The organism is Priestia sp. KCTC 13724, assembly GCF_056820425.1.
Genome location: NZ_JBXDLD010000080.1, coordinates 1 through 6,916 on the forward strand (window position 1 = coordinate 1; position 6,916 = coordinate 6,916).

The 6,916-nt window shown below is 34.9% G+C and carries 6 protein-coding genes and 2 pseudogenes; 6 read left to right on the top strand and 2 right to left on the bottom strand.

Annotated features, from left to right (window positions below):
* The first annotated feature begins 412 nt into the window (after positions 1-412).
* Positions 413-616 (top strand): cold-shock protein, encoded by a 204-nt coding sequence (locus tag AC1UFB_RS11925; protein WP_025911266.1) that lies wholly within the window; start codon positions 413-415, stop codon positions 614-616.
* 96 nt (positions 617-712) lie between these two features.
* Positions 713-883, top strand: a complete 171-nt coding sequence (locus AC1UFB_RS11930) for a hypothetical protein (protein ID WP_165932551.1) — start codon at positions 713-715, stop codon at positions 881-883.
* Positions 884-957: 74 nt separating this feature from the next.
* Here AC1UFB_RS11930 and AC1UFB_RS11935 read toward each other — a convergent pair.
* Together AC1UFB_RS11935 and AC1UFB_RS11940 are read right to left on the bottom strand one after the other, a co-directional pair.
* Positions 958-1,203 (bottom strand): annotated as a pseudogene (locus AC1UFB_RS11935) (DUF2185 domain-containing protein); the annotation flags it as partial.
* A gap of 2 nt (positions 1,204-1,205) precedes the next feature.
* On the bottom strand, positions 1,206-2,678 hold the full coding sequence (locus AC1UFB_RS11940) for a serine hydrolase (protein WP_328100675.1): 1,473 nt from the start codon (positions 2,676-2,678) through the stop codon (positions 1,206-1,208).
* 610 nt (positions 2,679-3,288) lie between these two features.
* Here AC1UFB_RS11940 and AC1UFB_RS11945 point away from each other — a divergent pair.
* The 4 genes and pseudogenes from AC1UFB_RS11945 to AC1UFB_RS11960 all read left to right on the top strand — a co-directional run bounded on the left by AC1UFB_RS11945 (position 3,289) and on the right by AC1UFB_RS11960 (position 6,698).
* Positions 3,289-3,483: a hypothetical protein gene (locus AC1UFB_RS11945; protein ID WP_076513657.1), complete on the top strand. Its 195-nt coding sequence runs from the start codon at positions 3,289-3,291 to the stop codon at positions 3,481-3,483.
* Positions 3,484-4,188: 705 nt separating this feature from the next.
* Positions 4,189-4,605: pseudogene (locus AC1UFB_RS11950) on the top strand (T7SS effector LXG polymorphic toxin); the annotation flags it as partial.
* A gap of 35 nt (positions 4,606-4,640) precedes the next feature.
* On the top strand, positions 4,641-6,260 hold the full coding sequence (locus tag AC1UFB_RS11955; protein ID WP_482589315.1) for a pre-toxin TG domain-containing protein: 1,620 nt from the start codon (positions 4,641-4,643) through the stop codon (positions 6,258-6,260).
* A gap of 3 nt (positions 6,261-6,263) precedes the next feature.
* The gene (locus AC1UFB_RS11960) at positions 6,264-6,698 is read left to right on the top strand and encodes an SMI1/KNR4 family protein (RefSeq protein WP_482589317.1); all 435 of its coding nucleotides are present in this window, start codon (positions 6,264-6,266) and stop codon (positions 6,696-6,698) included.
* The last annotated feature ends 218 nt before the right edge of the window (positions 6,699-6,916 follow it).

Consider the following 6,916-nt stretch of genomic DNA (forward strand, 5'->3'; position numbering starts at 1 on the left):
TTTTTCAAAAAAAAATCCAGAAAGAGGGCTGTCAAAAAATCAGCTTTTACTGACTTTTTGGACAGCCCCTGGCCGTTCGTCGTGCGTACCGTGAAGGTGCGCTATTTTTTATATTTCGGGCTTACTGTGCTGTTACATTTATTGCTGGTTAGAGCTAATTCTTTAGTGAATCAGTTTTGTTTAGAGATGAAAATGACAAGATATCATCTTTTAGCGAATGTCATAGGGCTCTTTCTTCTTTTCTGCATTTGCTATAGTAACTTTTATATGATAAAATTAAATTAATTATTTTTGTTCGGTATAGAATCAAGAGAAAAGAAATCTGTTCCATCGAAATTTCAATCTTAAGATAGTATGGTTGGACAAGGGTAGTAATACATATGTGGATTATTCCACAGCAGGAGGCAATATTATGGAACAAGGTACAGTAAAATGGTTTAATGCAGAGAAAGGTTTTGGCTTTATCGAAGTTGAAGGCGGCGAAGATGTATTCGTACATTTCAGCTCAATTCAAGGCGAAGGCTTCAAATCTTTAGACGAAGGTCAAAAAGTAACGTTTGACATCGAACAAGGTCCACGTGGTGCACAAGCTGCTAACGTTAACAAAGTAGCATAATTAAATTAAGTAAAAAAGACTCCACCGCGGAGTCTTTTTTACTTATGAATTCAAATAAACAACTTTATGATTTTAATCGAAGAAAGGGGAACGGTTATGGCTGAGAAAATGTTTAAGGATGGAGAAACCGTAAGCATAAAAGCATCAAACGAATCCGTGACAATTTTAAAAGGGCAGTATGTGAAAAACATGAAAAGATACTCTTATATCGTGGATAAATATCCAAGTACTTTTTTCTTTGAAGAAGAGTTAATAAAACAGAAATAAAAGCGGGCTTTATAAAAAGTTAACATAGACAATACGAACAGTAAAAAGGAGTGGAAACCGCTCCTTTTTAGTTTTTTATAAAAACGAACTTCATTATTTCTTTCATATACGCATAAGGGTGGTTGTTGGACAAAGTCCAAAATGGAATCATCGACATTCAAAATAACTCCGATAGAAACAATTTGAAAGTTTTCAGAGTCACTTAGATAATCGTCGTCTTCATATCCGCTCAATATAGACCAACCTGAGTCACTCTCATCATGTGGTTCATCCCTAAGCATAAAGTTGAACTTCTGTTTTTCTAGTACATCATCACTTAATTTTATGACGTTGTATCCGTATCGTCGAGTTTAGTAAATACAATTGGTTTTGCACTTAGCATTGGTGATAAGTTTAATTTTAACTGCGATAGCTTTCCTTCGGTTTCCATTTCATATGCAATTAATAAATTCATTTCTGAATAAGAAATATCCCACTTTACGGTGAACATATTGTAATGATGATGTTTCATCTCCGTATGAAGGGATCCCCATTTTAAATGTAACAGGTCATTTTGTATATCAACTTCAATTTTCCCATATGCAGGGTGCTCAAATATTCCTGTATACTCTTTTAATTCATGTGTAGGGCTTGTTTCTTTTACTTGTGGAAAAGGTTTATCTAACTCTTTCATCATTTCTTTAAACTTAGCTGTATCTTCCGCAGATCTTTTATGCCAGTCGATTGCATCTAGCTCCAGAATCTCATCATAAATTTGATTTGCAAGGTAAGTTGGGAGTAGAGTCGTTCCAGCGTTTGTCAGAATAACAAGGCCGATATTTTCTTCTGGTATAAAAGAGACGAGTGCTGAAAACCCATCAATGTTCCCCCCGTGATGAATGACTTTGTAACCGCGATACGCACTAATAAACCACCCAAGTCCGTAGCAAGTGAGCGCTGTTTCAGACGTAGATAGCAGCGGATCATCAGGAATTGGAATATGCGGTTCATACATTTGCTGCAGTAAATTTGGTGTAATAAGTTCATGCTCTCCAGCTTTTCCTTGATTTAAATGAAATAAAATCCACTTAGCCATATCTTCTATCGTTGAGTTTATGCATCCCGCAGCACCAACTGTATCAATGTTACGCAACGGAATTTTAACGGTATCTTTATCTTTTTCAATGTATGGAAGTGCGTGGTTATCATTTTCTTGTGAAGTAGTAACTGAGAAATTTGTATTTTCCATATGAAGAGGTTGCAAAATATGCTCACTTACATACTGCTCCCATGTTTGGTTCGTGATTTTTTCTACCATATAGCTCATAGTTACATACATTAAATTATTATATAGAAAAGATGTGCGAAATGGTGCATCAAGCTCTAAGTACTTAATTTTCTCCATAATTTCTTTTCGCGTGAATGAAGATTGATACCATAATAACTCATGACGACTTACCCCAGAACGATGGGAAGCTAAATCACGAGCTGTAGTTTGTGAGCTTATCAGAGGGTCATGGAGTGAAAAAGTTGGAAGATACGTTTGAACAGGTTCATCCCAGTCAAACTTTCGTTGTTGAGCAAGTAAACTTAGAGAAAGTGTACCAAAAGCTTTTGTAGATGAGCCGATTGCAAACAGCGTGCTAGGTGTAACGGGTTTTTTATTTTCAACGTCACGGTATCCAAATCCTTCAGAAAGAACAATTTCTCCATCTTTTACGATTGCAACTCCTGCTCCTGATACATTTAGCTCTTTCATCATTTCTTTTGTACAATTACGCAGGTGATCTGTAAGAGAGGACTTTATTTTTTGCATAAGGCTTTTCTCCTTTACCATTTTTTTCTACAAATAGGTTACTTCGAGGTAAAGAAGGGAAATACCTTCTTGTTAACAAAGATGTCATAATTTCCAATGTTCTTATTAATTAGTAGATTAATAATTTTGATAAAAAAGATAAGACAAAACAATTTAATTGGTTTTATGGTTCCGGTACAAAAATTAACTTAGTATAAGTATACTATCAGAAAGAAACTTTTCACTAATCTCTTACGAATTGAACAAATAGAAATTTCATTTGCTCCAACAAAAAAGCACACCCAGCATTCCAAATACAAAATATTCTCCTATTAAATTAACATTTAGAGAACAATAAACGGATTAGTTATTAATTGACTTGCACAAATGTTATACGTTACTATTGAAGAAACTTAATACTCCAAAGGGGAGTAGCTGTACAACACAGTCGTCATTACGAAACAAGTCAGTTTCCGGCTTTGTTGGCAATCTTAATTGTTAGCAAGACCTTTGCCTACGCTTTTAGTTAGGTAAAGTGTGTCTTTATAAATTAAACGCTTTTATCTACTAAAGAGATAAAAGCGTTTTTTTATTTTTATCGATTAAAAATGAGTATGAGGAGTGACTATTTATGTTTAAGAAGCTGTTTAATTCATTAACGAATAATAAGCATTACAGCAGCAGTGATTATAAGAGAAGAAAGTCGAAATCTTTCAAGAGCTATAGTAGTAGTGACGATTATAGAAGAAGTCGCGATCGTCATGATAGTTATGGTCACCACCACTATAAAAGAAAACGGAAGAGTGGTAGTTTCTTTAGTAGCTGAGTAGAAGGATGGGTACTAATAAGCAGTATAAAAATAATGCTAAAAAAACAAAAAAGGAGAAGTCTTTTTTATAGAAGGCTTCTCTTTTTTTGTGGTGGATTGTATGAAGGTTGGATTTCTGACCTCTTCGCTGCCAGCGTGGAAAATGAAATTCCCTGTAGTTTTCTACTATGTTCATAAATACCTCTATATCAAGGGTTCAAGGGGGTTTTTAAAATTTAAATGAACTATAGTTTCCCTTGATTTTCTATAGTGTATGACCAAAATATGACCAGAGTGTGACCAACATTTTTTTGGTGAATGTAGCTTTTCTTTTGTAGAATGATAGGACTTTGAGATGTGATAGTGTGCCGTAAGTTACCTTTCCACTTAGGTGGAATTACAAGAAAGCAATTAGGAATAATGTAGTCTGACCATAAAGCATAGTGTTTTTATACGTGATATAAACTAGAAATAAATATTTGTGCCTATGACTATTCCCTTTTATTTTGAATTTATATCCTTTTTAATGAATCAACTAGCTTATAAAAGGGATTATTATCCTATTCAGATAGTGTATTAGCAGTTTTATAATGGATAATAGAGGAAAAACTCAAACCAGAGATATATTAATCATAAAAAAAGAGGGTATGTAATGGGAAAAGTATATGAAGCCAGTACGCTTTTAGCTTATGCAAAAGACAGGATGCAGGCGCGTACAAAGCATTTGATGAACAGCTAGATGTATTAAAAAAAGCCCTTCATGCCGTGGCTACACTAGATCATGAATTTCAAGGGAAAGGTGCCGACAGTATAAAAGGTTTTTATACATCACAAATAGATATGGTTACGCATTGGAAAAGCCTTGTATCGTCACATCAAGCCTATTTTAATAGTATTGCAGATTATGCGGAACAAGCTAAATTAAAAGGTGATACGGTTGTAGACGTATCGTTTTTAGAGCAAGAGCTGGCTGTTGCTAATAATCGCTCTAAGCAAATGGTCGAACAGCAGCAAACTGAACTTGAAGCAATTTTAAGTAATATTGAAGATATTATACATATTACACCGTTTTCCACAGAGGCCTTTGAAGATGAGTTAAGCGTTGCTGAGAAAAAAGAACAGAAACTATTACGGCAGTAGAAGAACTAGATAATAAACTTTCAAGTGAATATGAAATGTTAAATTCTTTCTATGAATCCGTTCAATTTAGTGTAAATGGTTTGGAACAGCTGACTTCTCAAGGCGGCAGCGCTTATCAGCTCACTTTTGATGCCAAAGCTTACAAAAATAGCGAAGCATACGAAACACAGCAGCAAATTGATAAAGTTGCTACGGGGTATGTAGAGGGGAAAGCAGAACAAAAACAAGAAATTAAAGAAAGAAAAGCAGCCATTGAAGCTGAGAGACAAAGACAAATCCAAGCCAATAAGCCGTGGTATGAAAAAGGCCTGGATATTGCAGGAGAACTTACGGGATACTATGATTTTAAACGAGCAGCAGACGGAGTCGATCCGGTTACACATAAAAAACTGTCTGCTACCCAGCGAGTCACAGCTGGAGCAATGGCAGCAGCTGGATTTATCTCGTTCGTAGGTTGGGCAGGACGAGCGGTAAAAGGAGGCAGTGTTATCTACAAAACGGCAAAAGGCATGAGTGCTGCGCATCATGCAATGGCTCTTTACCAAACACCTAAAGCGTTTAAAGTGCTTGAACAAACAGAAAAAGGATTGTATGGACTTGTCTTAACAAATGGCATGTATGAGTATACAATGGGGAAGGACTTACTAGGAAATAAGCTTACTAAAGAAGAGCAGCAGGCTAGTTTGTTTCAATCCTTTGGGGTTGCGGCAGGCGGTTTACTTGCTTCAAAAGCATCCACTCAGCTTGTCGAAAAAGGTGCACAGGCAGTTACGAAAAAGTTCAATGATATGCGCAACGTAGTTCGTACAAGTAAAGTTACTCAATATGGAAAAGACATTCAGCAGGCGATGCGAAAAATGCCAGCAGCTGGTATTGATAAAGCCAAAAAGATGTATGATGCGGTATTAGATGCAAAAGTACCAAGGTTCTTACCGCAGGAAGCGTCAGTGGGTGTGAGTGTAGGCTTTGCGCAGCAAACTGTGCGGGATGTGTTGAAGAGTACGGCTAAAGATACGATGAATTTTATGGGGAAAGACTACTTTGACGGAAAACGTTGGCATGATGCTAGGGGAAGGTTTATAAAGAAGAAGGATCCCAACCATGTTAGTAAGATGGAAAATAGCCAGGTTGAATCTTTAAAAGAAGATTCAAAAATTGATAAAACAACACATTCGATTTCGGTAGTAGAAAATAATACTAACAGATATAGCGGTACTGGAGTCAAAATTAATTCTGACTTAATAAAGAGATATATTAAAGATGTTGAAATGAGAACATCGAGAAAACTGTCAAAAAACCAAATAGAGAAGCTTAAAGAAGCGTTAAGAAATAAGGAATATCAAAAACTTTCTCCTATAGAAACCCGGAAGCATCGACGGGCATTTAATAAAATTAAAGACAAGCTCATTGAGGAATGGGAGATAAAAACGGGACAAAAATGGCCCACTTACAGTGAAGATATTATTTCAGAGAATACAGGTGAACCAGTTAGAAGAAAAGGCGATAAACATGATGCACATCATATAATTGAAAATAGCTTTCGGGGAGAACATGAATGGTGGAATATACACCCTGCAAAATTTCCAAATGAGCATCAGTCTGGTATACATGGTACGGGATCACCGGCTAATGAATTATTTAAAGGAGATAATTAAATTATGAGATACGATTTTGTTAAGAATCAAAAAGATAATCAATTTTATCCTGTAAGTAGAAATGATATTGAAGAGGTAGAAGGAACATTAGGGTTAAAGTTCCCTTTTGAATTAAAGAAGTTTCTTTTAGAGATTGGTTATGGCTTCCTTCAAAAATCAGAATATAATATCAATCGTATTATGGGGCCTTCTTCCATCAGAGATGCTAGATTAAAAGTTAATGATTTTGAATTTTATCCTGATATAGAAGTTTACGAAAATCTTGAAGAGGATAAATTAATATTTTTTGAAGCTAATGAAAGCGCGTTGCTACTAATAGAAATAAGTGAAGAGCAAAATAATGCTATTTATTATGATGATATAAAAATCGCGGATTCCTTAGAAGAATTTTTAAAGAAAATCATGGAAGATGATAAGTATTATATTGATTTAGAATAATACGATACTTATTTAATATTAAAGGCTTTATTTATATTAAACAATGAACAATAGATAAAATAAAGAACCCAACAAATAAAAAAATTAGCGAAAATAATAAATACTTATTCAAATTATAATAGAAAATTGGTTTATTTAAAGAGTGTATTGTAAGCCCGTAATCAAACAACGCATATAAAACATCAGGCACCTCCGGTACGATAAATGTATCAATCAAA